We start from the raw sequence: 24981 nt of genomic DNA on the forward strand, positions 1-24981 counted from the left end.
TGTTTTAATTTCGAAATGATTTTCACTGTCGTTATTCTGTTCATACCTGGTATTAATATTCAAAGTAATTATAGCTCATTTAAAAATAAATTGGTGTTGTACAGACTACACCTGTAGTTCATACTCGTATCTTTTTTTAGAAAAAATGATATCTTAAAGGCAAATAAGATCTTATTTTAAAAACAAATTCTATTAGGAGGAGATGACGATGGAGTTGGGTAATGAAAAATCTGACGCGAAAAAAGAAAAAAAAGTATTATCCACAAAACTCAGCAGACGGGGATTCTTAAAAACTTCACTTGGATTAGGAGTTGGAGCGACTGGAACGGCACTGTTCGGTTCTGAATTAACAGGAGGAAACGGCGTCGCAGATGCTGCAGATATTGTACAGCATGATACGATGCCGGTGGAAATCTCCACTGACTATCAGCGGTATAGTTACACTAGGTTATCTCCGGTTTTAACTTGCCCCGGAGGTGCAAAATATTTTGGAAAAAGGATGGGGGCAATACCGCAAACTGGCGGACCGGGCTGGACTCAGCTTGAAGTTGCTTTAGATAACGGCTCATGGGCCATTGAACAGGATATCAATCATTATCAGGCAACCTTAAGTTACCAATCGATAGGGCTCTTTTCTTGGAAAGGTGAAGTAAATCCAAATTGGGGTAGTGACGTAAATCCTACCAAGTATAAGTTTGAAAGCCCTGAAGCTGCAAGCGCTATAATTAAAAAAGCCGCTATGTATTTTGGAGCAAGTAAAGTGGGGATTGCCCCCTATGATGAACGGTGGGTCTATTCTGAGGTCATGGATCCGGTTGCGGCTGCTGATCCGAACCATCCGAATCCGAATAGTCCTATTCCCAATAAGCTTCCGTTTACGCCTAGCCATGTGATTGTAATGATTCTTGAAATGGATTACGACGGCTATCAGACTGCCCCGGCCTTGCCCCAAACAGCCTCTTCGGCTAATATCTACTCCAATATGGGTGTTACCTCCCGTAAGTTGGCTACATTTATCAGGACATTAGGCTACCAGTGCATACCTTGTTCCAACGATACGGCTTTAAGCGTCCCCTTAGCTATTCAGGCCGGACTAGGGGAACTCAGCAGGATCGGTATTATGATCTCGCCGGAATTCGGACCTAGACAGCGGATATGTAAAACCTTCGTGGATATGGATTTGGCCATTGATAAACCGATTAGCTTCGGAGCGATGAAATTTTGCAAGACTTGTAAGAAATGCGCGGATGCCTGTCCTTCCCAAGCAATATCCCATGATGATGAACCAAGTTTCAAAGTAAAGGAATCAACCAATCCGGGAGTCAAAAAGTGGGCGGTAGATGGAGTGAAGTGCATGACCCAATGGGGAGAAGTCGGCAGTGACTGCGGAGTTTGTATTAAAGTCTGCCCCTACAACAAACCAACCCAGGAATGGCACCATGATTTAGCGAAACTAGCAACAAGGACTCCGGCAAAACCGCTCCTGAGGTTTTTCGACGATTTGTTCGGGTATGGGAAAATAATCGTTCCAGATGCAGTTAAGAACTTCTGGAATAAATAAGAATGGAGGAAAGGTAATATGATTGTCTTCTGGTTAATCTTAGGGGCACTGATGGCATCATCCATATGGTTTGTATACATCAAATTCCAGGCTACAGGGAAAATGTCCGTAAACCGCTGGATTTTAACTGTGATCTCTGTACTTTGGGGAGGATTTACTCTGGCTTGGATCGTCAGCAGCATCGGCGAAGGTGAGATGCAGGCCGCAGGCATGGGGCTGTTAATCTTCGGAGCAATTCTCCTTGTCTTCATTATCGTTACGGTACGGTTAAATTCTTTGATACCCTCCAAAAAGAAAGCTGATAAAGTAGAGGCCGCATAATTTCAATCAAACAGATATTAACGTAACGGGAGCAAGAAATGAAAAACCTAGCAAAAAAAATAATCGTTCTTTCAGCAACAGTTATATTCTTCCTAACGTTAGGTTTGAGTTGGACTCATACAGATAACGATATCATACCGTTTATGAATCAAGTTTTTCCGGAAGCGCAATCTTTTCAAAAGATTGCGTCTTCCCCTGTTATATACGAAGGGCAAACAAAAGGTAAAAACGGCAGGGATGAAAAAATAGGCTACGTTGTAATCGAGCAAGCGGTTGCTTACGGCGGTCCGATTAAAATGGTCACAGGAATTAACCCCAAAGGAAAAATTGTAGGGACGGTTATTGCCGCCCATAAGGATACGCCATCCTTTATCGATAAGGTCATCGAGCAGAAATATCTGGAGAAATTCATCGGAAAAGACATCACGGACCCTTTGTCCATTAACAAGGATATCGACCGGATATCGGGCGCAACCTTTTCTTCCCGGGGAATTGCCAAAGCAGTTTCCCAAGGCAGCCATGCCGTAGCCAGGAGCCAATTCGGACTGGATGTGGAGGATGAGGTTGAACCGTTTAAGTTCGGGTCTAAGGAAATTGCCGTTATCGCTTTGGTTATCCTGACGGTGATTGGCGCCGCATTCAAACAGAGAAAACTGCGCTGGGTTGCCCTGATAGGCAGTTTAGTCTTCATTGGCTTTCAATATAATACGCCCATTTCGCTTGCAAATATAGCTGCACTTTTCATGGGGAATTTCCCATCTATCCGTGAAAACGTCGTTTGGTATATCCTCTTAATCGGAATCCCGGTCATCACCTTTATAATAGGAAAGAATGTTTACTGTTTCTGGCTTTGCCCGTTTGGCGCTTTGCAGGAAATCACGGCCAAAGTGGGCGGGGGTAAATTCAAATGCTGTAATAAAGCGATCGAAGCAAAAGCGGCTAAACTAAGGTATATACTCATCTACCTGGCACTCATAGGCGCGTTCCTGACGAAGTCACCGAGTTTTGCCGGTTATGAACCATTCGCCACTTTATTTGGACGGCAGGGATTTGGTATCCAGTGGCTTATTTTGCCGGTCGTGGTTTTTAGTTCTTTCTTTATCAGCAGATTCTGGTGCAGGTTCTTTTGTCCGGGCTTGATACTCAATGAGATCATTTTACGCCCCAGGAGATATGTCATGGGGATTTTAGAAAAAGCCAAATTAAAAAAGGTTCGGGGAAGCAAGGGAATTGAAGCAAGATCTGTAAATGAATTGAATAAGATCGAGGTCAAAGGATGAAAAGCAAATTAAGTATGGGGGATTTATTATTTATTGTATTGATATCGGCTGTCACCGTTATGGTTGTGATTAGTGAAATTCAGGCTTATCATGCTGTTTATTAACCTAATGACTAAAAATTGTACTTGATAATAAACTACAAAAATCATCGTGACCTTGGTTTTTTAGCCTTGGTCATTTTTTATTGGTGACCGAGATAAGGTTATGCAATAATTCCTAAATGTTTTGGCTAGATGATTTAACCTAATACCTCAGCTATCCATAAGGCATATTTCGGCTTGATGATTTTTTAGCTGCTTCAAATCTTTAATAAAGTAAAAGCCGTTCGTTTGCTCGATTAAATTCAATTCTTTTAATTTATTGAATATTTTAATAGTCGTCCCTCGATTGACACCAAGAATATTACTAATTAATTGCTGACTAGCTTTAAAATTCAGCTTAATTTTATTATCTACTTCTATCCCAAAATGATCTGCAAATGTTAATAGCAGGTTGCATATTCTCCACTCTGTATTAAAAAATTGTAGTTCGTCGAAAAGATACTCATAAAAATGAAATTTACGGGAAACTGATTGCATTACATATAGTGTTACATCTATGTCTGTTACCAATAATTCTAAAAGGTCTTTTTTTCTAAAGAAAATTAAATGCGAGTCCTCCATAGTCTCAAAATAATTGTCAATCGGAATATCGAAAAGTACACCAGATTCTAAGAATATGCTACCCTTTTCAAGAAGGGTAAGTATCTGTTCATTACCCCTTGGAGAGTATTTATAACTTTTGATCCGACCATCTTTAATATAATAAAATCTGTCTGGAACATTCCCCTGAGAAAAGACTACTTTATTTTTAGCAAAGAATAATTCTTCCCCTACGTCCAATAATTTTTCGGGGATATCACGAAATTTGACAATACGTGAAAAGGGTCTACACTCTTTCATAAAATCAAACTCCTATCATGGATTTTCTTTGAAAAAGTATTTTCCTAATTATCACTGAAACATATTTAGTTTACACTGTTTTTTTGTCAAATACCAGCTTAAATTATTTAAAAATAAATTTTATTTTGTCATTAAATTAAAATAATGTTATCTAGCCAACACCTGTTGGCTAGAAATCTATACATTCTTGTTTATTTTTTATACAGTAATTACAGATTTGTATTAAAAAAGATAATTAAGGAGGTGAGGAAACAAATGAGTACAATACTAATATTTTTGGCGGGTATATTATTTTTAGCTGGTGTTCTTTTTATTAAACCTCGTGCGAAACAGGATAAGACTTGGAAAACCGTATCAATATGGGCTTTATATGTTATTTTATTTGTTACTGCTTGTATAGGGGTTTCCTTTGTTTACATCAACGCAAGCGTTGGACACGTCAAGGCATCGAGCACGGCGATCTTCCTGTTTGGGGGGATTGCACTTATTTTGGCTATCGTCTTAGCCCGAGTCTTAGGTTTTATCGGCGCAAAGAAAAAGACCAAGTCATTACAGGCTTAGAGGAGGAAAGTGAATGTCGGAGATTTCTCAGAATAAAGAAAAAGCATTCAAACAACAATTTTCAGTAAGCCGGCGCGGTTTTCTGAAAACCGGCGTGGCTGCAGCTGCGGTCGGTGTCATGGGAGCGATTGCTGCGCCATCCAAGATGGCCAACGCTGCGTCGACAAGCTTAAGCTATCAGCCTGCCAAAGGGAAATGGTCCAAATTACGTCCCGAAGCAAATTATGGAGGAGCCTCTGTTCGTTCTGCAGAACATAATGATCAATGGCTGGGGACATCGAAGATTACAGGAAAAGTTCAAAAATTTGATGAACAAGACGGGGGATTCTGCTTAGCTATTAGAGGTTTGCTTAGCGAGAAAGCAAAATATGGGTATTATCAGTCAGGTCTAAGGAGTCCGCTGGCAACCAGTAATATTATAGCAATTAATACTATTAGTGGTCCGGAGATAGTCGATGGTCCTGTTTCACAGGAAAGACTCCCGATTCCGGATCCGGAACAGATGTCGCAGCATATTAAAGATCTTGCTTATTATCTGAGGGCTGACGAAGTAGGTATCGGTAAAATGCCTTCCTACGCTTATTATGCAAGTACAATGGAGCCTACCCAGGGGGCTTTTGCTTCAGGTATGGTTTCAAAGGATGCGACAATTACAAAGAAACCGGTTACTGCCAGTCTTCCCAATGTCATTGTTGTGGCAGTGGAACAACACTTGGAAACGTATCTGGCGTCAACAGGCTATGATGGAATCGCCGTTTCGCAATCCACACGTTGTTACCATGCTTCTGCAAATATTGCGGTAATGATGGCACAATACATCCGAATTCTCGGCTATAACGCCAGAGCCCAACATTTTGGCAACTATGAAGCCGTTATGGGACCTTGCCTTATCGCTGCCGGAATGGGTGAACTTACCAGAACGGGGGACTGTGTCGCTCACCCCAGGTTTGGATTCCGGTCAAAAGTTGCTGCCATAACGACTGATTTACCACTGGCTCTGGACAAACCGATCGACTTCGGAATGTTGGACTTTTGCAGGGTTTGTAAAAAATGCGCGGATGAATGTCCTTCTAAAGCGATTACCCTCGACCTGGATCCTGTGCCATATAACGGCTATCTGCGTTGGAACACTGATTCGAAGAAGTGTACGGAATTCCGTTGCAGTAACGAAGAAGGTGTTAGTTGCGGTAGATGTATTAAAGTATGTCCATGGAGTTCCAAGGAGGACTCTTGGTTCCATGAAGCAGGAATATGGATCGGAAGTCAGGGTCAAGCTGCCTCAAAATTGCTTAAATCAATTGATGATATGTTTGGTTACGGCACTGAAGTTATTGATAAATACAAATGGTGGCTGGAATGGCCGGAGTTTTATAAAATCCAGATGCCGAGCTGATTCGTACAGTTTAATCTGAAAATGATATTATACGGCTCGCTTCTGATTTAGGTGGGCCGTATACATTTTTCTATGTTATCCCCTAATTAAGGAGGTACATACATCTAACACCTGTTGGATAGTAGGAATCTGTTCATTTTCATTTTATCTAAATATTTATTTTATCTATAATAATATTAATCATTTACTAAACCGGAGTCCTTTGGAAATTGAATAAGGACTAGTAAAAAAATTGTGCGGGGAGGCTTAAGTATGAATTTAGACGCAATAGCAACAGCAATAGGGGAACTTGACGAGGAGAAGGTACTTTCATTGCTCAACACTTTTATTCAGGCAAATCCTTCTGAAGACGATGCTAAGCAAGTAGTAGCCGCTTGTCAGAGTGGAATGTCAATTGTTGGTGACCAATTTGAAAAAGGAGAATATTTTGTTGGAGATCTGATCTTTGCTGGAGAACTCTTAGCGAATGCCATTGAAACCCTAAAACCTTTTCTAAGTGCTGAAAATGAAGGCAATAGGGGGAAAATCGTCTTGGGAACTGTTGCGGGGGATTTACATGATATTGGGAAAAACATTTTTAGGAGCATGGCCGAAGCGGCTGGGTTTAACGTATTGGACTTGGGGATAGACCAGCCTGCCAGTGAATTTGTGAGAAGAGTGAAGGAGGTTAATCCGGAAATCGTGGGTATGAGCGGTGTTTTAACATTGGCCCTTGAATCTATGAAAAATACGGTTGATGCCTTAAAAGAAGCGGGGCTAAGAGAGAACGTAAAAATTATTATTGGCGGAAACCCCGTGACAAACAATGCATGTGAACAAATTGGAGCAGATGCCTTTACAACCAATGCAGCTGAAGGCGTAAAGATATGTCAGAAATGGGTAAGTTAAAAGGCAAGAAAATGTTAAAAACTGCTTCTAATACGTGAATAAAGGCTTTTATTTACTAAAAGGAGGAAAATTAAATGACAAATATTAACCCTTTGTATCAGGAAAAATTGACAAGATTGAATACAGCCTTTAAGAGAGGTACTCCTGATAGGGTTCCGGTTCTTCCAATCATAGAAACATTCGGTCCCTACCATGCCGGAGTTAGTGTGGAAGATGCGTATGTTAAAGACCCGAATATATTATTTCAGGTATATAATAAAATAAATGAAGAATTTTATTTGGATGGAATTCTAGAAAATGGCAATGTTTTTCCGTTAAAGATGTTGAGTAATTTTGGAGAAGGTTTGTATACCTTGACCGATAAAGGTTTTGTTATAAAAGGTAGCCATGGGCAAACTATGATGCCTGATGAATATGAACAATTGATTGCAAATCCGTTTAATTTTTTTGTTAATGTTATTATTCCGCGGAAGTTTCCTGTTTTAAAAAATGATATAGAAGGAAACCTTGGGCGTCTTAAAAAGGCCGTTGGCGAAATGATGGAGTTTTTACACTATAATGCCGTGGTTGACGGAAGAATTGAAAACGAATTGGGACTCCCGGTATTGGCCAAAGGTTTGGCTATCCTTTCTCCGGACATGTTACTTGATTACTTACGGGATTTTGTTGGGGTATCCAGTGATATCAGAAGGAAACCACAAGAATTTTATGCTGCTTGTGAGGCCTTGTTTATATCATCTATGGAGATGGCCATAGGTGCCTATACGACTCCGGAGGATAATAAGGGAGTAATCTTTGTGCCACTACATCTGCCGACTTTTCTAAAACCAAAAGATTTTGAAAAATTTTACTTCCCATTTATGAGTAAGTTTGTAGATGAAGTTTCCGTAAAGCGGGGTTATAAGATTTTCTTCTTTATGGAAAACAATTGGATGCCCTATCTTGATATTCTGCAGGGACTGCCGGATGGAGACATGATTGGGCTGTTTGAACATGGTGACTTGAAGAAGATAAAAGATTCCATTGGCAATAAATTTTGCATAGTTGGCGGAATGCCTATTGATCTCCTTCGACTTGGAACGGTAGAAAAGTGTCTCGACAAAGCCAAGGAATGTTTACAGTTGTATGCGCCCGGTGGCAACTATATTTTTTCAACCGACAAAAATTTGGTCTCCTTAAATGATGCGAAACCGGAAAATTTAGCGGCAGTATGTCAATATATTCATGAAAACGGAAAATATTAAAAGGAGAGGGAAGTATGGAAAATTATCAACTTACAGACAGTCTTGAAGAACTAAAAAAAGTACTCATCGAAAAGAACAATATGCCTGCGCCTATGGCCGAAGGGATTATTAAAGCAATGATGACAATGCTTGTAATGGCATAGATTTTCGAGTAATATGCTTGGAATTAGGATACTTTGTTTTATCTTTTCAAATATTTCTAATGCCTATCTCCCTGATTATTTTGAAAAACCAAATTCTATTTTGCCCTTTAATTAATGTTGTGCCTGCCAACACCTGTTGTATGGGAATCTATACATTATTGTTCGTTTTGAAGAACGTAACGATCAATGATATTTTTTGGAAATGACTTCAAACGATGGCTACAGAGCAAATCGTTGATGCAATGTCCGTCTTAATAACTTCAGCCGAAAATATTGTTAATGTTGCCCAGAATATTTAAATGGGACTGAGCAAAAACCTACCGGTAAAGTGTGGACAATTTATCGGTGGGTTTTTGCTTATGCTTAATATTGTTTTATCGTCGAATATTTATTTGGGTTAAAATTGTATCATCGCTGTTGAGATTACAGTTTTTCGTATGTTTAACCCCTGAGCGGAAGATATAAAGCGGTTTAAATGATTTATGAATTTAACATCTGGGGTATCATTTTTTTTGAAGTGGTAATAATAAGGTTAATAACCAAATAGTGGAAGGTGCGCACAATTTTGTTTCAATATATAATAAAAAAAATACGCTATTTGTGGCAGAACCAAAATTCAAACAATGAGCAGGTCAAGCGAACACAGAAAACCTGTCGGCGGCTATCCAAGGACCTAAAAAAAAATGTTGAGTATATCCGTAGTAGTCTAGGCAATAGTATGGATCTCATAATAAGGGACTTTTCATTAGGATCTAAGCTAGAAACCGAAAGTGCACTGATCTATCTGGATGGTATGGCGGATCTCAATAACCTCAACAATAATATCATGAAACCATTAATGAACGATAAACGGATAGATAGTACTGCCTTGGCGGGTCAGGAACTGCTGCAATTAATAAAAAAAACAATACTTACCGTTGGCTATGTTAAAGAAGTAAACGTCATTGAAGAAGTCATAAAAGAGTGTCTATCCGGAAGCATTGTTTTTTTGATTAATGGAGCTTCAGGAGCGTTAGTTATGATCGGCGGAGGGGGAGAGAGCCGCAGTGTGGAGGTGCCTCCGACGGATTCTGTTGTCCGGGGGCCGCGCGAAGGATTCACGGAAAGAATTATTACGAATATTACATTGATTCGACGAAAGTTGAAAAATCCAAATTTTACTTTAGAAACATTGATCTTAGGAGAACAATCTAAGACAACGGTCTGTATTGCTTATTTAAAAGGAGTTGTCAATCCGAAACTGATTTCGGAGATTAACCGCAGGCTCAACCGGATTCAAACAGATGTGATTCTGGAGTCAGGATATATTGAACAATATATCGAAGATGCACCGCTTTCACTTTTTGCCACGGTAGGCAATAGTGAAAAACCGGATATTGTCGCAGCCAAAATGCTGGAGGGGCGGGCAGCAATCCTCATTGACGGAACTCCTTTTGTTTTAACCGTGCCAGCACTTTTCATTGAAAGCTTTCAAAGTCCGGAGGATTATTACATCCGGCCTTTTTACGCCAGCTTGGTCCGGATCATCCGATTTATCGCTTTTATGATTGGTATCCTTGCTCCGGCAATTTATGTTGCTATATCCAGTTTTCATCAGGAATTAATTCCAACTCCCCTACTGTTTACAATGGCAACTGCGGAAGAAGGCATTCCTTTTCCATCTGTGATGGAAGCGCTGCTCATGGGTCTCATCTTTGAGATTTTGCGAGAAGCCGGAATCCGTTTACCCCGGCCTGTAGGTCAGGCTGTCAGCATTGTCGGTGCGTTGGTAATCGGAGAGGCAGCCGTCTCTGCCGGTCTGATCGGTTCGCCAATGGTGATTGTAGTGGCGTTGACTGCAATCGCCAGTTTTACGTTGCCGGCACAGACCGATTCAGAGGCGATTTTACGGATTCTTTTTGTGCTGTTTGCCGGTACTTTGGGAGTATATGGAATTATGTTGGTTTTCTTGGCATTGCTCGTCCATCTGGCCTCATTACGATCCTTCGGGACCCCGTATTTATCACCGCTGGCGCCTTTCAGCCTCCGCGATATGAAAGACACATTTGTAAGGGCCCCTTTTTGGGCAATGATCTTTCGTCCGCGCGCCATCAGTTGGCATGATCCCCAAAAACAGGAGTTCCGATTAAGCCCCGAGTATGTCTCTGAAAAATCCAAAAAAACCAGGAAATGATTTTAATGAGGGAACCATGAGAAAGATCAGTTTATTTATGAAAATCTTATTTATTAGCTGCTTGCTTTTGGTACTAAGCGGCTGTTGGGGTCGGCATGAATTAAATTCGCTGGCAATTGTTTCGGGAATCGGCTTGGACAAGGCGGATAGTGATCATGTCCGTATGACCATAGAAATTTTTAAACCGGTCAATGGAAAATCAAGTCCAAAGGATCAAAGCGGCGGCGGTTCGAAAAACTATACGAACGTCACGGACACCGGGGCGAACGAACTTGATATCCTACGTGGTTTTTCTCATGAGGTGAACAAGGAACTCTATTTCCCGCATAATCAGGTAATTGTCCTGAGCCGGGAATTAGCGGAAGAGGGTCTTCAGAAGCATATCGACTTTTTTGTCAGGAACCAGGAGGCGCGGTTAAATGTCTGGGTTCTTCTTTCGGAAAGCAAAGCAAACGAGATCCTTGATGTACCGCCGCTGTTAGGAAATATGCCGGCAGAGGAAATCAGCCGTTTGGTCGAATTACAGGGAGGAAATTCTCAGTCCTGTCAAGTCAATCTGGAACAATTTATTTCAAGTTTGATGAGCAGGTCCACATCCTCAATCCTGCCGATCATCGAAATTGCCGGTGCAGGTCAGCAAAAAAAACTCCGGCTAGCAGGAACGGCGGTTTTTAAAGGGGATAAATACGCAGGTGAACTGAACAGCCAAGAAACGCGCGGTCTTTTATGGATACGAAATGAGATCAAAAACGGCATTATTGAGGTCGAAGGAACGGATGGAGAAAAGGCCATGTTAGAGATCACCCATTCCAACACCAAGATAATTCCTACGATTGCTGACGGCAAGCTTCAATTCAAAATAGAGATTCGGGTTGAAGGCGATCTCGGAAGCCAGTCAGGTCAGGAAAGCATGGCGACCCCCACGGGATTTGAGGATTTAGAGAAAAGAACAGCAGCAGTGATAGAAAATGAAATTAATGCTGCTTTGGAAAAAGCCCAAGAGCTTAATGCCGATATCTTTGGTTTTGGAGAGGAGATCCACAGGAAGGAACCGGGAGAATGGAAAAAAATTTCAGCCGATTGGGAGAATATTTTCCAACAATTAGATCTCGGCTTGAATATTAAGACTCAGCTTAATTTTCCCGGAAGAATTACCAAGCCGGTGGAGATTCCTTAAAAAGGAGCATTAGAAGATTATGCAGCTAGAAAAAGGGAAAATGGCAAGTTCTCAACTGACTTTTTTAGTGGCGGGGATTATTCAGTGTTCTTCGCTAATGGTAGGTTTTGCCACCAGATATGCAAAACAGGATATTTGGTGGATTTCTTTAGCGGCTTTACTTGTATATTTTTTAATATCCTTATTTTTTTTGAATTTGGTCGTAAAATTTCCAGGTAAAAATATCATCCAGATCAATGACATTATTTTCGGCCCCTATGTCGGAAAATTCATTTCTATTCAATATCTTGGTTATTTTTTCTTTGTACTCGTTGCGTTCTTTCAATTTATCGGGGAGTTTGTTGTGAGCTATATCATGCCGGAAACACCGCAGATTGTGATTGAAATCCTGTTTTTTCTGATTTGCGCTTGGACGCTCAGAAAAGGAGTGGAAGTGATCGGAAGGGTCGGCCTTATACTCTCGGCGATAACAATCGTTTTGTATTCATTAACATTTTTTCTGTTGCTTAAGGACATGGAGCCGGCCAATTTTTTCCCGGTCATGGACGTTCCATTGAAAGATATGCTTTACAGTCTCTCTGTTTTAGTAGGTGTGTCCTTTGCCAATGTATTCGTTTTACTCATGCTCATGCCCTATGTCAATATTGTTAATCAGGTTAAAAGAGCGTTTCGTACGGGTTTGGTCATTGGAGGGGTGTCCTTATTTTTTATCAGTGTGCAGTACATTGCTGTTTTGGGGGATAGTGCAGCAATCATGGTTTTGCCATATTACGAGGCAGTGCGGCAGATTAACATCGCCAATGTGTTTACTAGAATGGAAATATTGGTGGCGATTGGACTCATGTTTACGCTGTTTATTGGCATAATTACGGCTTATTACGCTACAACCTTGGGGGTTGCTCAGCTACTCAAACTGCGTTCTTATGCGGAACTTGTATTGCCAATCGGGATCATCGCGCTTAATTTTTCCTTAGTGTCGTATAAATTGAGTATTCATATGGCTCGGAAGGAATCTGCGTACCTTCTATATATAAGTTTTCAATTGCTTCTTCCGCTTGCTTCTTTGGTCGTGGCTAAAATAAGAAAGTTGCCAAGCGGAGGGTAGCATTTTTGTGCCGCTAAGGACTTCAATATCCGCGTTTAAGGAGGTTCGAATGTATATTTTCCTATTGATAGCTGCGTTTGTCATCATTGTGCTCAGAGAAGCGCCCAGCCTGGTGAGTAGAAAACAGTGGCGGGAGCTGATCGTTTTTTCCACTTTCTCAATTATTGCGTTCACACTCACTTTTCTGCAATTAATCCATGTAAAGTTTCCTGACATTTATCAAGGAGCAGAGGTTCTCAAAAAGATACCGGCAATTCATTCTTTTTTACAATAAGCGTTTACTCACTCTTTAGCTGGAAGAATTGGAAAGATCAAAAATGCTGGACGATCATGGTAAAAATAAAAAAATGAAAAGCACCTCTGCGAACACTCGATCCGAAATTCACAGGGTGCTTAGCGTAAGTTTATTTTCAAGTTCGGGGCGTTATTTTATTTCTGGTCGGTTATTAATTACTGATAATGCAATTTCAGTCTGATAATTTTTTAGCCTTTGCAAATCTTTAATAAAATAATAGCCGTTTGTTTGCTCGATTAAATCCAGTTCTTTTAATTTATTGATCACCTTTATAGTCGTGCCTCTAGTGACGCCCAGCATGTCACTAATAAACTGCTGACTGATTTTAATATTCAGCTTGATTTTATTTTCTATTTCCATTCCAAAATTATCGGCAAATGTTAATAATAGACGGCATAGTCTCCATTCTGAGTCATAAACCAGCAGTTCAGTAAAAAAGTAACCACTTGCAAAAAACTTGTAGGTAATCGATTGTAATATTGATAGCGTTACATCAAAGTCGGTTTGTAACAAATTCAAAATGTTTTCTTTCCTAAAAAAAAGTAAATGCGAAGGCTCCATTGTCTTGAAATAACCATCACTAGGAATACTGAAAATTGCGTTGGCTTCCAAAAAGATACTTCCCTTGTCTATAAGGCCACATATGTATTCATTACCATTTGTAGAGTATACACAAGATTTAACCAGTCCATCTTTTAGATAATAAAATCCATCGGGGACATCTCCGGCAGAAACAAGTATCTTATTTTTAGCAAAGAAAACTTCTTCTCCTACGTCCAATAATTTTTGAGAGATATTAGAAAGTTTGATAATTTGTGTAAAATTATCTTTTCTAATTTCTTCCATAAATGGCACACTCCCCTTCGATAGATTTTCCTGAAATTCATCTAGGGTATAAAGCATCATAATTTCGTTGTTAGAAGATATTTCTTTATTATGATCCTGCAATATTGTTTTGATAATATTTAGTGTACACCAATTTTTTGTCAGAAACCAGCCTGATTTTTTTATTACGCTTGATTCTCCCTTTTAATATTGAAACAACTATTTTATTTTGTCCTTAAAATTAAATTTATTAATGTTCAATAGTGTACACCTGTAAAATAGTTATCTATTCATAATATTTTATTTTATCTATGATAATTGTAGTTCAAATATTTTAAGGAGGAGATAAGGTATGATTCCTGAAAATGACAAAGAGAAAAAAACTCAGAAGAAAAAAACTTTTTCCAAAGAATTTAGCAGACGCGGTTTTTTGAAGACCTCTCTAGGAGTAGGGGTCGGAGCAGCAGGTGCCGCATTGTTCGGTTCTGAACTGCTGGGAAGTAATAGCATCGCAAATGCACAAGTTGTCGAGCATGATGACATGCCGGTGGAAATCTCCAGTGACTACAAACGGTATAGCATGGCTTCTCAGGCTCCGATTGGTGCTGTCTCTGCAGAATATGCCGGAAAAAGGTTTGGGACAATACCTCAAGAAGGAGGAGAGGGCTGGGGACAGCTTGAGTTCGCCTTTGATCATGCCTGCTGGTCAATTGAAGAGGATATCAATAAGGGTCTGGGCGCTCCGGGTTTTCAATCGCAAGGGTTATTTACTTGGGAAGGTGAAGTAAACCCCAACAAGTACCAATTTGAAAGCCCCGAAGCTGCGAGCGCGATCATCAAAAGAGTAACAAAATTCTGGGGATCATGTAAGGTCGGGATTGGCCCTTATGATGAACGGTGGCTCTTTTCTGAAGTTCTCGATCTCGCAACGGGTAAACCTGTTCCCAATAAGTTACCGTTTACGCCTACAAATGTTATTGTGGCGCTTTTTGAAATGGATTATGACTGCTATCAGACTGCCCCAGCTTTGCCCCAAGGGGCTGCTTCCGGCAATGAATACTCCGATGCGGGTGTTCTCCTCCATAAGTTGGCTAAATTTATCAGGACATTAGGCTACCAGGCCATACCTTGTTCCAATGATACGGCTTTAAGTATTCCCTTGGCTATTCAGGCCGGCCTAGGGGAGATCAGCAGAATCGGTATTATGGTCACTAAGGAATATGGGCCGAGAGTGCGGATATATAAATTGTTCACGGATATGCCATTGGCTATTGATAAACCGGTTACCTTCGGAGCGATGGAATTCTGCAAAACCTGCATGAAATGTGCTGACGCCTGCCCGTCACAAGCAATATCCCATGATGTAGAACCAAGTTTTAAAACATCTTCCATAACGAATCCGGGAGTCAAAAAATGGGCTCAAGATGGCGTGAAGTGTATGACCCAATGGTCAAAAGTCGGTACTGACTGCGGTATTTGTATTAAGGTCTGCCCTTACAACAAACGCCAGGAATGGCATCACGACTTAGTAAGGTTGGGCACAGAAACACCTGCAAAACCTGTTCTGAGGTTCTTTGACGATTTGTTCGGTTATGGTAAGATTTCTGTTCCGGATGCAATAAAGGAATTCTGGAATAAATAAGAAAAGAGGAGAGGTAATATGATTATTTTCTGGTTAACCTTGGGAGCACTCATGGCATCATCCATATGGTTCGTATATATCAAATTCCAGGCTGCAGGAAAAATGTCCGTAGCCCGCTGGATTTTAACGGCAATATCCGTGATCTGGGGAGCATTTCTCCTGGCTTGGATCGTCTACAGCATTGCCGAAGGTGAGATGCAGGCTGCCGGCATGGGATTCTTAATCTTCGGAGCGATTCTTCTTGTCTTAATTATCCTTACGGTACGCTTAGACTCCTTGATACCTTCAAAGAAGAAAGCCAATAAAGTAGAGGCGGCATAATTGTAATAAGTCGAATGTTCAATAGGAGCAGAAATGAAAAACTCAGCAAATAAAATCATTATGTTTGCAGCAGCAGTTGTATTCCTCCTAACGTTGGTTTTTAGCTGGACTCATACAGATAACGATATCATACCGTTTATGAATCAAGTGTTCCCGGAAGCGCAATCTTTTCAAAAGATTGCGTCTTCCCCTGTTATATACGAAGGGCAAACAAAAGGTCAAAACGGCAGGGAAGAAAAAATAGGCTACGTCGTAATCGAACAAGCGGTTGCTTATGGCGGGCCGATTAAAATGGTTACCGGGATAGACCTGCAAGGAAAGATTGTCGGGACGGTTATCGCCGCACACAAGGATACACCATCATTTATCGATAATATTCTAGATCAAAAATATTTGGAAAGATTCATCGGAAAAGACATCACAGATCCTTTATCCATTAACAAGGATATCGACCGGATATCGGGTGCAACCTTTTCTACAAGGGGGATAGCCAAAGCGGTTTCCCGGGGAAGCCATGCCGTAGCCAGGAGCGAGTTCGGGCTGAATGTTAAGGATGAAGTGGAACCGTTTAAGTTCGGGTCCAAGGAAATTGCCGTCATAGCGTTGGTCATCCTGATAGTGATTGGCATGGCATTCAAACAAAAAAAATTACGTCGGCTTGCCCTTTTAGGAAGTTTAGTCATCATTGGTTTCCAATATAATACGCCCATTTCGCTTGCAAATATTGCCGGACTTCTCATGGGGAATTTCCCATCAATCCGTGAAAACCTCGTTTGGTATATCCTCTTAATTGGAATCCCGGTGATTACCTTTATAATAGGAAAGAATATTTACTGTTTCTGGCTTTGCCCGTTTGGCGCTTTGCAGGAAATCACAGCCAAAGTGGGCGGCGGTAAATTCAAATGCTGCAATAAAGCAATCGAAGCCAAAGCGGCTAAATTAAGGTATATACTCATATACCTGGCACTCATAGGTGCATTCCTGACGAAGTCACCGAGTTTTGCCGGTTACGAGCCATTCGCTACTTTGTTTGGTCGTCAGGGATTTGGTATTCAGTGGCTTATTTTGCCGGTCGTGATTTTTAGTTCTTTCTTTATCAGCAGATTCTGGTGCAGGTTCTTTTGTCCGGGGTTGATACTCAATGAGATTATTTTACGCCCCAGGAGATATATCATGGGGATTTTAAAAAAAGGGATACCAGAGAAAGTGAAATTGAAAAAGGTTCAGAGAATTAAAGGAGTCGAAGAAATCAAAGCAAGATCTGCAAATGAATTGAATAACATCGAGGTTAAGCAATGAAAAGCAAATTACGTATAGGAGATATAGTATTTATCTTATTGATTTTAGCTGTCGCCATCATGATTGCAATAAGTGAAGTTCAGTCTTACCATGTTATTTCTTAACAAATATTTTGATTTATGGCGTATAATTATGAACAGTCTCTATATGTTGTAATAAAACTTAACTCATGTCGACAGAAAGGTTGTATAAAGTAACTCAATTATCTAGAAATAGAGGACTGTCCCCTAATATGAAGGCTCAGTCCTCTAATGGCCACTTACTTCCTCTAAAGAGTTAACTTGCATGACGTTGAAATATACTATTTATCGGAAAACCAAAGCCAGATAAGTTAAGAATGTTCTCCCGTCTACACATGGATCCGCTAAAGGCGGATCCATGACGTCAGCCACAGTCACAAAAAAGCTGGTGACGGTCTGATAGACTGTCACCAGCTTTTTAGAAAATAAGAGTCCTCAAAAATTACGCCTTAAAATCGTTCCGATTAACCGGGTACGTTGAGAATTACTTCACGTCATACTTATAAAGCTCCGGAAGTTTAGTGAGCTGCTCCAGGTGCTGCAGGTGCTGCAGCAGCCTTGAGAACTGCTTCAACGTCATACTTATAAAGTTCCGGCCACTCCAACCACCACTTGTATTTTTCAATCTCTTCCGTACCGTAACCAAACATATCATCGATAGTTTTAAGCAACTTTGAAGCATTTTCTCCTTTGCTGCCAATAAAGATTCCCGCTTCATGGAACCAGGAATCTTCTTTGGAGTTCCAAGGACATACTTTCACACATCTTCCGCAGCTGACGCCTTCATCGTTAGCTGCGCGGAATACCGTACATTTCTTAGAATCAGTATTCCAGCGGAGATAACCCTTGTGCGGCATAGGATCCTTCTCAAAAGTAATCGCCTGTGCAGGACAGTAATCCGCACACTTCATACACACTCTGCAGAAATCCAGTGCGCCAAAATCAATCGGTTTATCCGGTGCCAAAGGCAAATCTGTTGTAACTGCTGAAGTTTTATGACGGAAACCAATACGAGGATGCGCACAAGTATCACCTGTCCTGGTTAGTTCACCCATTCCGCAGGCAATCATACAAGCCGGTATAAGAACTTCGTAGTTCCCAAAATGATGGGCCCGGGCATTATAACCCAGCTGTCGAATATAATTCGCCATGATGACCGCCGCATTGGCAGCAGCATGGTAACACCGGTTTGATTGGGCGACACCCATGGAGTCATATCCTGTTGAAGCCAACCATGTTTCCAAATGCATCTGTACAGACATACAAATAACGTAAGGCATTTTATCTGTAATAGGTGCTTTTCCATAAGGAACACTTTCGGGAACAGCTTTCGTAAGATATGCGGCTAAGGGCGGAGCCATTTGGCTAGCGTAGTAAGCATAATCAGGCATATTACCGATTCCTACCTCGTCTACACGAAGATAATAGGCAAAATCTTTAATATGCTGAGACATCTGTTCGGGGTCAGGTATCGGCAATTTTCTAGGACTTGGCTTGCCAGTGAGCATTGCAGGTGCACTGATTGCTCCAATAGCACCTGCAAACGGTGCCACCATCGGAGACCTAAGCATTGTAGTAAGAATTCCTGCCTTTGCTTTGTCACCCAGTTCTCCTGATACAGCCAGGGCAAACCCGGCATCTTTCTCATCGGTTTGAACCACTTTTCCGAGAAGCTTGGTCGTCCCGAGCCACTCGCTATTATTTTCTACATAACGGACGGTTGCTCCGCCGTAATTGTTAACAGGACGCAATTTTGACCATTGTCCTTTGGCGGGCTGATAGTCCAAACTAGGTGACGATGCTGCTGCGTTGGCGATCTTGGCCGGAGCCGCAATCGCACCCATGACGCCCATTGCAGCGGCTGCTGCCCCGGTTTTCAGAAAACCGCGGCGGCTGACCGAAAATCCTTTTTTGTTATTTTCTGAATTTGCGGACATTCGTTTTCCTCCTCTAAGCCTTGATTGATTCATTGACCTTTTTATTAATACGGATAAACCCTAAGATGCGCGCCAGCACTATTGCCAATATGATCGAAATACCTCCGAACAGGAAAATTGCCGTGCTGGATGCCTTAACGTGTCCTACGCTGGCATTAATGTAAACAAAGGAAATCCCCATCCAAGTGACGGCATACCAAATAACATATAAGGACCAGTTCAGTACCGTTTTCCACATTAGATTCTTTTGGGCGCGAGGTCTAATCCAAAGAATCCCCGCTAAAAATAACACACCGGCAAGAAAAATTAAGAATGTACTCATAAATCCACCTCCTTTTAGATATAAGTCTACTGATTTATTCGGTGGGAATGTTAATTTAAATTAACAAATTAAAATATTCTTCTGGTTGTGCACATCATAAAAAATATCTCCCGGATTTCTCCGGGAGTAACTATGAACCAAAAATTACTTGATAATTCTTTGCAAGTTATTGCTGGAATCTTTAATATTCTGTATCCGTTTGAAAATGACCTCAATGTTTGCATTTTGTTCTTCTGTGGTTGCCATCAATTCTTCTGTTGAAGCCGAATGTTGCTCGGCAATACTTGCAATACTTTCCGTTTCTTTATTAATGAGTGAAAATAGCTCTACCATGTTATTAATTCTTCTGTTCTCCTCGGTTATGTTTTTCCTGGTCTCTTCAAAAGAAGCCATAATCATTTCAAAGGTTTGATTAACTTGCTTGACCACTGCCGCGCCTTCTTGAGTTGCCGTCTGTCCTTTATTCACTTCGTCAAGGGCGTTTTTGGTTTTTTCCTTTATTTCGTAGATTATTTGACTGATTTGCCTTACGGTGTTTGCGCTTTGTTCAGCAAGCTTCCTTACCTCTTCAGCGACCACTGCAAATCCTCTGCCGGATCCACCGGCTCTGGCAGCCTCAATGGCGGCATTTAATGCCAATAAATTCGTTTGTTCTGCGATTTGATTAATGCCTTCTAAGAAGTTATTTACTTCATCCATGTTGCTGCTTAATTCCTGAACAGTAACATAGGATTTGTTAACCGTCTGATTGACGAGATCCGCTTGCTTGCCCATCATACTTATTTTCTCTGAGCCTTCCATTACGGCACTTATGGCATTTTCCGAAACGCTTTCAAGTTGACTTGAAAAATTGACTATCTCTGAAATTTTCCTATCCGCCTCTTTTATCATCTGACTAATCTGAGTAATGCTTCCGGTCTGACCTACGACACCCTTGGTGATTTCCTGGAAAGCTGTTCCCATTGCGTTACTTATTTCACTAATTGTTTCAAGGTTATTATTCGCTTCATAAATATCCTCGTTTAAAGCTAAGGTACTTTCTTTAATTACTTTGATTTCACCTTTCTTTTCTTCCAGTAGTTCGTCAAGCTGCCTTTGTTTGTTAATCGACGCAATTATCGTTTCAGCTCCCCATCTTACCAAAAAATAAAGACTGATTGTAGATAGAATGATAGACGTAATTTCTCCCGGAAGAAGACTGCTATCAAGAATATTCCAAGCAACCTTCATGAGGATAAGTGTTGCTAAAAGAACGATGCCGGCAAATGCGAGTAAATTTTTTCGCAAGTAAAGAGCTACAATGCATAGACAAGTGATAGCCATGCCTTCGGCATTGGCCGGCGAAAGAGTCATCGAATTCGCTACAATCGCAATAAAGGGAAAGATCAACAAATACACAACAATATTCTCATATTTCTTAAGGAATAAAAAAGCGGCCGAAATCACAACCGCACATACAAGTAGGATTAATGCTGGAAGAGCGAGGACATTCGCGCCCGTAAAAAAAGAAATAATCAGGGATGTCATCAAAACAGAGATAATTGCTAGAATAATCACATTTACTTTTCTGTAATAGGTTTGCATGAATTTGTCTTCTCCCATACTATCAGCTCCTCAAAAATTTAGTTATTTATAAAATACTTTAGAATATCGTGTCAATTTTAGTTAAATTTTACTAACCCTTATAGCCGCTTTCAGTTTCTTCTAATTCGTAAAGTTCCTGGCACTTCAGACTAAAAAAGATGTTTCTCAAATGTCAGCTCTTTTAATCTATCTAAATCATGGATAATGATTTTGCCTTTCTTTTTCTCGATAATCTTTTGCTTTTCCAAATATCCTAATACTTTGGATATCGTGACATGATGGACTCCTGAGATTTCAGAAATAGTTCTCTGAGACAATTCGAGACGGACTTCATATGAATTTCCTACGGGTATTCCGTTGGAAATACATAGACCGTAAATCAGTCTTACTATCCTAATCGTCGGATTGAATAATTCCATTTCAACTGTTTGCATCATAAAATAAAGGCTTTTAGAAAAAGTATTCTTTAAGATTTCAAAAAATATATCGTCATCTATTTGAAACATTGCTTTGAGCTGCTCCTCAGTGAAAAAACATACGCTGCATTTTTCTATAGCGGTTATATAGGAATTATCATGATTCATCGGAAAGAGCTTGCACAGGATTCCATTTTTGCCGCAAAAATAATGCAATCTTTCCCTGCCGTCCTCTGTTACCATTTTGATTTGGACTTTTCCTGAAAGCACATAGATTAGCATCGGCTCACTATCCCCTGGTAAAGTAATAGCACTTCCTTTTGCATAGGATTTCACAATTCCTAGATGGATAAATTTTTGCAGTTTCTCGACAGGGTAGAATGTGTCAGGAATTGTTCTTGCCACCTCATCAGAAAAATCGTATTTCATACCTTCCTCCCTCCTTCCTGTATATACCTCTTCGTAATTTATTTGATGGTCATTTGAATGATAAAAGTTTTTAAATTTAGTATACATTAACTTTGATTAATTTAATATGGATTTAACTTTCCAAGATTTCCTCTTCATATTGTATATTATTTCTAGCCAGCGCTTTAATCATATAGAAATTAGTAAAATGTTATATAAAATTTTAAGGAGGGGATATCGATCCTAATATTTTTTTTAGTTATGTAGCATGCGCCAACATTATGAGTTTTTATATTATGATAATATTTATTATAACAAGTCGGATGCCGTAGAAACAAAAAGGACAATAGAATGAAATTCTTAGGGGAATAATAATTATGGAAAAAAATTTTAACAACAATTATCTTTTACCGAATCATTTTTATCCAATAAATAAGTTGAAAAAATATCTCAATATGGGGATCGTCCGGAATTACCAAAAAGGGGATTCCGTTGTTTCACCCGGAGAGATCATTGATAGCGTTATCTATGTTATTTCAGGAAAATTAGGTATTACTTTTCTAACTGAGGATGGAAGAAGGAGGTTAATGTTCCATGCTGATGCTGGTACGTTTGCCGATCGATTATTTCAGCCTGATGATTGTCTCGTTGATGTTGTTTCGGAAGAAGAGAGCATTGTATGTTTTTTTTCAAAAGACCAGCTGCTTGAGATGTTTCAGCAGGATAAGGAAGTTCTCTGTGAATTTATTACGAGTTATGCATCAAAATGCGGCTATTTCATGCATGAAGCTAAGGAGATGGCTCTTTATAATCCTTCGGTTCGGGTTCTACGATTGCTTTATAAACTCTGCCTTGCGAAAGGAGAGCTAGTTAACAATGTTTATGAAATTAATATTAAGTTGTCGCAAAAGGCTATTTCCGAAATGACAGGTGTCCATTATGTGACTGTCTGCAAAATATTCCAAAATCTAAGAGAAAAGAACATTTTGCGTAAAACATCCAATAAGATTATAATCTTTGACTTAAAAAGACTTAAAGATCAGATCAGCAACTGACGAACCTTTCGTCAGTTATTTTTTGGTTTGGGACAAAAAGAAGACAGGTATCTTTTCATGCAAAAAAGTTGATATTGATTGTATGAATGATAAAAAAATTTAAAAACTTATAATCCATATTATAAGAATTAGTAAAACAATATATGTACAATGTACTTAGTGATTCGACCAAATCATAAAAAGAGGAGGTGAAGATAATGGGTACATTGTTAATTTTTATTGCCGGTGTGTTATTTTTAGCGGGGATTCTTTTTATTAAACCTCGCGCCAAAAGGGACTTAATGTGGAAAACAGTACTGAACTGGGCCTTATATGTTATTTGGTATGCCATCACGTGGATGGGGGTTTCCTTTGTTTACATTAACGCATCGGTCGGCCATGTTAAAGCAACAAGTACGGCTATATTCCTGTTCTTAGGAATATCTGTGGTGCTTGCTGTCGTTCAGGCACGGCTGCTAGGTTTTATCGGCGTGAAAAAAACCGGAAACGCAAGTTCACAACAAGCTTGATTGGGAGGGAAGAAATTGGGTAACGAACAAAAACAGCAGTTAAAGATAAACCGGAGAAATTTCCTGAAAGCCGGTGCTGCAGCTACTGCTATGGGGGTTGTCGGGGCGCTGACAGCGCCTGCCAAGGCTGCCAGTGCGGCAGGTGAGGCGTTTAAGTATACGCCCGCACCCAAAGGTCAATGGTCCAAACTGCATCCTGTCCATGATATGGGCAGCGTCTCGCTCCGTTTTGTAGAGCACAACGACCAGTGGCTGGGAACTACGAAAATTGTCGGACCGATAAAGAAAACCAGCCAATACGACAGTGGGTTTGATCGTTGTGCTGAGGGATTAGTCAGTCAAAGAGCACAATTGGGACTCTACAATCTCATCCCCAAAGACCCTATGTCCCTGGCGATAGTTATGGGAACAAGCCTACCGAAACCCCTCGTGGAAGGTCCCGTTGCTCCTGTGAAAACGGAAATTCCAGATCCGGAACAAATGTCGATGCATATCAAAGACCTGGCATATTTTTTAAGAGCCGATGATGTGGGAATCGGCAAGATGCCATCGTATGCTTACTGGTTTGAAAAAACGATATATGAACCGTTTGGCACAAGAGAGTTGCTTGAATTACCCAGGGAACAGTGCGTCAAGCCAATAACTGAACCGGAGATGCCCTATGCTATTGTGGTTATGGTCGATCAGAATCTGAAAACAACGCTCGGTTCCACAGGTTATGACGCTATCAGCCAATCCCAATCTTTCCTGGGATATCACGCAACTGGAGTCATTTCTGTTATTATCGCGCAATATATCAGAAATCTTGGTTATAACGCCCGGGCGCAATACGCTGTGGATTATACAGCAAATATGCCTCCGGTTATTATAGCGGCAGGATTGGGCGAACTGTGTCGCACAGGTGATTGTGCTATTCATCCCCGGTTGGGATTCCGTAATAAGGTGGCTGCTGTTACAACAGATTTGCCGCTTGCTCCGGATAAACCCATTGATTTTGGGCTTCTTGACTTCTGCCGTATCTGTAAAAAATGTGCTGAAAATTGTCCTAACGGCGCTATTTCACTCGACGATGATATGCAAGAAGTGAACGGTTACCTGCGTTGGAAAAACGATGCAGACAAGTGTGCCGAATTCCGGGTAAGTAATGAAGAAGGTGTCTGCTGCGGAAGATGCATGAAGGTCTGCCCGTGGAATTCCAAGGAAGATTCCTGGTTCCACCAGGCGGGAACTTGGATTGGAAGCCAGAGTAAAACTTCTGCGTCGATGCTGAAAGCCATTGATGATATGTTTGGATATGGCACCGAACAGATCGAGAGATATAAGTGGTGGCTTGAGTGGCCGGAAAAATACAAACTGCCTCCGGTAAGCGTTCTAACTGCGCCGTAAAGTCCACTCTAATTAGATTCCAAAATACAAGAGTATTAGAATTCTTTAGCAATGAAGTAATCAAACATGAGAAGAGCTGTTGAGGACGAATGAAAAAGTCGGGTGTCAACAGCTCTTTTATAAAATCAATGCCATAAATACTGATATTTCAGGGTGAGCTGTCAAAGTAAATGCA

24 protein-coding genes are annotated in these 24981 nt (G+C 40.5%); 18 read left to right on the forward strand and 6 right to left on the reverse strand.

Features of this window, described 5'->3' with window-relative positions; all coding sequences use genetic code 11:
• Positions 1-208: 208 nt before the first annotated feature.
• The 3 genes from A7K50_RS11200 to A7K50_RS11210 are packed head-to-tail and all read left to right on the forward strand — an operon-like array spanning position 209 to position 3162.
• Positions 209-1561 (forward strand): reductive dehalogenase, encoded by a 1353-nt coding sequence (locus A7K50_RS11200; RefSeq protein ID WP_119776277.1) that lies wholly within the window; start codon positions 209-211, stop codon positions 1559-1561.
• 18 nt (positions 1562-1579) lie between these two features.
• A complete protein-coding gene (locus A7K50_RS11205) occupies positions 1580-1882 on the forward strand; it encodes a dehalogenase (protein ID WP_119776278.1) in 303 nt (100 codons plus the stop codon).
• A gap of 38 nt (positions 1883-1920) precedes the next feature.
• Positions 1921-3162, forward strand: a complete 1242-nt coding sequence (locus A7K50_RS11210) for an FMN-binding protein (protein WP_119776280.1) — start codon at positions 1921-1923, stop codon at positions 3160-3162.
• Positions 3163-3413: 251 nt separating this feature from the next.
• Here A7K50_RS11210 and A7K50_RS11215 read toward each other — a convergent pair whose 3' ends face one another.
• Positions 3414-4103, reverse strand: a complete 690-nt coding sequence (locus A7K50_RS11215) for a Crp/Fnr family transcriptional regulator (RefSeq protein ID WP_119776281.1) — start codon at positions 4101-4103, stop codon at positions 3414-3416.
• A gap of 255 nt (positions 4104-4358) precedes the next feature.
• Here A7K50_RS11215 and A7K50_RS11220 point away from each other — a divergent pair, with 255 nt between their 5' ends.
• The 9 genes from A7K50_RS11220 to A7K50_RS11255 all read left to right on the forward strand — a co-directional run bounded on the left by A7K50_RS11220 (position 4359) and on the right by A7K50_RS11255 (position 13061).
• Positions 4359-4664 carry a dehalogenase gene (locus A7K50_RS11220; protein ID WP_119776283.1) on the forward strand — a complete coding sequence of 102 codons (306 nt, stop codon included), beginning with the start codon at positions 4359-4361 and terminating at the stop codon, positions 4662-4664.
• A gap of 13 nt (positions 4665-4677) precedes the next feature.
• The gene (locus A7K50_RS11225; RefSeq protein ID WP_119776285.1) at positions 4678-6057 is read left to right on the forward strand and encodes a reductive dehalogenase; all 1380 of its coding nucleotides are present in this window, start codon (positions 4678-4680) and stop codon (positions 6055-6057) included.
• A gap of 252 nt (positions 6058-6309) precedes the next feature.
• Positions 6310-6945, forward strand: coding sequence for a cobalamin-dependent protein (locus A7K50_RS11230; protein ID WP_119776286.1), 636 nt, complete (start codon positions 6310-6312; stop codon positions 6943-6945).
• Between the two features lie 92 nt (positions 6946-7037).
• Positions 7038-8189, forward strand: coding sequence for a uroporphyrinogen decarboxylase family protein (locus A7K50_RS11235; RefSeq protein WP_158582057.1), 1152 nt, complete (start codon positions 7038-7040; stop codon positions 8187-8189).
• A gap of 14 nt (positions 8190-8203) precedes the next feature.
• A complete protein-coding gene (locus A7K50_RS14500; RefSeq protein WP_282432345.1) occupies positions 8204-8332 on the forward strand; it encodes a hypothetical protein in 129 nt (42 codons plus the stop codon).
• 565 nt (positions 8333-8897) lie between these two features.
• Positions 8898-10505 (forward strand): spore germination protein, encoded by a 1608-nt coding sequence (locus A7K50_RS11240; protein WP_119776290.1) that lies wholly within the window; start codon positions 8898-8900, stop codon positions 10503-10505.
• A 16-nt stretch (positions 10506-10521) separates the two neighbouring features.
• Positions 10522-11682 carry a Ger(x)C family spore germination protein gene (locus A7K50_RS11245; RefSeq protein WP_158582058.1) on the forward strand — a complete coding sequence of 387 codons (1161 nt, stop codon included), beginning with the start codon at positions 10522-10524 and terminating at the stop codon, positions 11680-11682.
• A 19-nt stretch (positions 11683-11701) separates the two neighbouring features.
• Positions 11702-12787 (forward strand): endospore germination permease, encoded by a 1086-nt coding sequence (locus tag A7K50_RS11250; protein WP_119776294.1) that lies wholly within the window; start codon positions 11702-11704, stop codon positions 12785-12787.
• A 49-nt stretch (positions 12788-12836) separates the two neighbouring features.
• Positions 12837-13061, forward strand: a complete 225-nt coding sequence (locus tag A7K50_RS11255) for a hypothetical protein (protein WP_119776295.1) — start codon at positions 12837-12839, stop codon at positions 13059-13061.
• Between the two features lie 150 nt (positions 13062-13211).
• Here A7K50_RS11255 and A7K50_RS11260 read toward each other — a convergent pair whose 3' ends face one another.
• Entirely contained in the window at positions 13212-13988 is a 777-nt protein-coding gene (locus A7K50_RS11260) for a Crp/Fnr family transcriptional regulator (RefSeq protein WP_119776341.1), read from the reverse strand.
• Positions 13989-14259: 271 nt separating this feature from the next.
• On the opposite strand from A7K50_RS11260, the gene A7K50_RS11265 reads away from it, so the two are divergent.
• From A7K50_RS11265 to A7K50_RS11275, 3 genes are read left to right on the forward strand one after another with little or no spacing between them, the layout of a single operon-like run.
• On the forward strand, positions 14260-15549 hold the full coding sequence (locus A7K50_RS11265) for a reductive dehalogenase (protein ID WP_119776297.1): 1290 nt from the start codon (positions 14260-14262) through the stop codon (positions 15547-15549).
• Between the two features lie 18 nt (positions 15550-15567).
• Entirely contained in the window at positions 15568-15870 is a 303-nt protein-coding gene (locus A7K50_RS11270; protein ID WP_119776299.1) for a dehalogenase, read from the forward strand.
• A 33-nt stretch (positions 15871-15903) separates the two neighbouring features.
• Positions 15904-17169: a 4Fe-4S binding protein gene (locus A7K50_RS11275; RefSeq protein WP_119776300.1), complete on the forward strand. Its 1266-nt coding sequence runs from the start codon at positions 15904-15906 to the stop codon at positions 17167-17169.
• 538 nt (positions 17170-17707) lie between these two features.
• Here the strand turns inward: A7K50_RS11275 and A7K50_RS11280 are convergent.
• From A7K50_RS11280 to A7K50_RS11295, 4 genes are all read right to left on the reverse strand, one after another.
• Positions 17708-19126: a reductive dehalogenase gene (locus A7K50_RS11280; RefSeq protein ID WP_119776302.1), complete on the reverse strand. Its 1419-nt coding sequence runs from the start codon at positions 19124-19126 to the stop codon at positions 17708-17710.
• A 13-nt stretch (positions 19127-19139) separates the two neighbouring features.
• Complete coding sequence (locus tag A7K50_RS11285; RefSeq protein WP_119776303.1) at positions 19140-19448, reverse strand: dehalogenase; 309 nt, start codon at positions 19446-19448, stop codon at positions 19140-19142.
• A gap of 144 nt (positions 19449-19592) precedes the next feature.
• The gene (locus tag A7K50_RS11290; RefSeq protein WP_119776305.1) at positions 19593-21050 is read right to left on the reverse strand and encodes a methyl-accepting chemotaxis protein; all 1458 of its coding nucleotides are present in this window, start codon (positions 21048-21050) and stop codon (positions 19593-19595) included.
• Between the two features lie 131 nt (positions 21051-21181).
• Positions 21182-21877: a Crp/Fnr family transcriptional regulator gene (locus A7K50_RS11295; protein WP_119776306.1), complete on the reverse strand. Its 696-nt coding sequence runs from the start codon at positions 21875-21877 to the stop codon at positions 21182-21184.
• A gap of 356 nt (positions 21878-22233) precedes the next feature.
• Here A7K50_RS11295 and A7K50_RS11300 point away from each other — a divergent pair, with 356 nt between their 5' ends.
• The 3 genes from A7K50_RS11300 (at position 22234) to A7K50_RS11310 (ending at position 24806) form a co-directional block, all read left to right on the forward strand.
• Positions 22234-22911, forward strand: a complete 678-nt coding sequence (locus tag A7K50_RS11300; RefSeq protein WP_119776308.1) for a Crp/Fnr family transcriptional regulator — start codon at positions 22234-22236, stop codon at positions 22909-22911.
• Positions 22912-23108: 197 nt separating this feature from the next.
• Positions 23109-23420: a dehalogenase gene (locus tag A7K50_RS11305; protein ID WP_165904967.1), complete on the forward strand. Its 312-nt coding sequence runs from the start codon at positions 23109-23111 to the stop codon at positions 23418-23420.
• A gap of 15 nt (positions 23421-23435) precedes the next feature.
• Complete coding sequence (locus A7K50_RS11310; protein WP_119776310.1) at positions 23436-24806, forward strand: reductive dehalogenase; 1371 nt, start codon at positions 23436-23438, stop codon at positions 24804-24806.
• The last annotated feature ends 175 nt before the right edge of the window (positions 24807-24981 follow it).

Source organism: Dehalobacter sp. MCB1 (assembly GCF_003590275.1).
GTDB lineage: Bacteria > Bacillota > Desulfitobacteriia > Desulfitobacteriales > Syntrophobotulaceae > Dehalobacter.

Bases quoted from the DNA above. Each gene is read 5' to 3' on its own strand.
- A7K50_RS11280 (WP_119776302.1), bottom strand. From the start codon at position 19,126: ATGTCCGCAAATTCAGAAAATAACAAAAAAGGATTTTCGGTCAGCCGC.
- A7K50_RS11300 (WP_119776308.1), top strand. From the start codon at position 22,234: ATGGAAAAAAATTTTAACAACAATTATCTTTTACCGAATCATTTTTAT.
- A7K50_RS11290 (WP_119776305.1), bottom strand. From the start codon at position 21,050: ATGGGAGAAGACAAATTCATGCAAACCTATTACAGAAAAGTAAATGTG.
- A7K50_RS11270 (WP_119776299.1), top strand. From the start codon at position 15,568: ATGATTATTTTCTGGTTAACCTTGGGAGCACTCATGGCATCATCCATA.
- A7K50_RS11275 (WP_119776300.1), top strand. From the start codon at position 15,904: ATGAAAAACTCAGCAAATAAAATCATTATGTTTGCAGCAGCAGTTGTA.
- A7K50_RS11260 (WP_119776341.1), bottom strand. From the start codon at position 13,988: ATGATGCTTTATACCCTAGATGAATTTCAGGAAAATCTATCGAAGGGG.
- A7K50_RS11215 (WP_119776281.1), bottom strand. From the start codon at position 4,103: ATGAAAGAGTGTAGACCCTTTTCACGTATTGTCAAATTTCGTGATATC.
- A7K50_RS11250 (WP_119776294.1), top strand. From the start codon at position 11,702: ATGCAGCTAGAAAAAGGGAAAATGGCAAGTTCTCAACTGACTTTTTTA.
- A7K50_RS11255 (WP_119776295.1), top strand. From the start codon at position 12,837: ATGTATATTTTCCTATTGATAGCTGCGTTTGTCATCATTGTGCTCAGA.
- A7K50_RS11245 (WP_158582058.1), top strand. From the start codon at position 10,522: ATGAGAAAGATCAGTTTATTTATGAAAATCTTATTTATTAGCTGCTTG.
- A7K50_RS11295 (WP_119776306.1), bottom strand. From the start codon at position 21,877: ATGAAATACGATTTTTCTGATGAGGTGGCAAGAACAATTCCTGACACA.
- A7K50_RS11200 (WP_119776277.1), top strand. From the start codon at position 209: ATGGAGTTGGGTAATGAAAAATCTGACGCGAAAAAAGAAAAAAAAGTA.
- A7K50_RS11230 (WP_119776286.1), top strand. From the start codon at position 6,310: ATGAATTTAGACGCAATAGCAACAGCAATAGGGGAACTTGACGAGGAG.
- A7K50_RS11265 (WP_119776297.1), top strand. From the start codon at position 14,260: ATGATTCCTGAAAATGACAAAGAGAAAAAAACTCAGAAGAAAAAAACT.
- A7K50_RS11220 (WP_119776283.1), top strand. From the start codon at position 4,359: ATGAGTACAATACTAATATTTTTGGCGGGTATATTATTTTTAGCTGGT.
- A7K50_RS14500 (WP_282432345.1), top strand. From the start codon at position 8,204: ATGGAAAATTATCAACTTACAGACAGTCTTGAAGAACTAAAAAAAGTA.
- A7K50_RS11285 (WP_119776303.1), bottom strand. From the start codon at position 19,448: ATGAGTACATTCTTAATTTTTCTTGCCGGTGTGTTATTTTTAGCGGGG.
- A7K50_RS11210 (WP_119776280.1), top strand. From the start codon at position 1,921: ATGAAAAACCTAGCAAAAAAAATAATCGTTCTTTCAGCAACAGTTATA.
- A7K50_RS11225 (WP_119776285.1), top strand. From the start codon at position 4,678: ATGTCGGAGATTTCTCAGAATAAAGAAAAAGCATTCAAACAACAATTT.
- A7K50_RS11205 (WP_119776278.1), top strand. From the start codon at position 1,580: ATGATTGTCTTCTGGTTAATCTTAGGGGCACTGATGGCATCATCCATA.
- A7K50_RS11305 (WP_165904967.1), top strand. From the start codon at position 23,109: ATGGGTACATTGTTAATTTTTATTGCCGGTGTGTTATTTTTAGCGGGG.